This is a genomic window from Burkholderia sp. B10 (assembly GCF_004368385.1).
GTDB classification, from domain to species: Bacteria; Pseudomonadota; Gammaproteobacteria; order Burkholderiales; family Burkholderiaceae; genus Burkholderia; species Burkholderia vietnamiensis.
Genome location: NZ_PQMX01000189.1, coordinates 1 through 390, shown reverse-complemented (window position 1 = coordinate 390; position 390 = coordinate 1). Strand labels below are relative to the sequence as shown.

The 390-nt window shown below is 64.1% G+C and carries 1 pseudogene; it reads left to right on the top strand.

The features are described 5' to 3' along the window. Nucleotides 1-390, top strand: a pseudogene (pqsC, locus tag C3Y15_RS31570) (2-heptyl-4(1H)-quinolone synthase subunit PqsC); the annotation flags it as partial.

Genomic DNA, 390 nt, shown 5'->3' with positions numbered 1-390 from the left:
GTGCTGGTGGTGTGCAGCGAGTACATCTCCAACCTGCTCGACTTCACCTCGCGTACCTCGACCCTGTTCGCCGATGGCTGCGCGGTGGCCCTGCTGACCCGCGGCGACGATGACAGCTGCGACCTGCTGGCTTCGGCCGAACACAGCGACGCTACGTTCTATGAAGTGGCCACCGGTCGCTGGCGCCTGCCGGAAAACCCGACCGGCGAGGCCAAGCCGCGGCTTTATTTCTCGTTGTTCAGCGACGGCCAGAACAAGATGGCCAGCTTCGTTCCGACCAACGTGCCGATCGCGATGCGCCGGGCGTTGGAAAAGGCCGGCCTGGGCAGCGATGACATCGATTATTTCGTCTTCCACCAGCCAGCGCCGTTCCTGGTCAAGGCCTGGGCC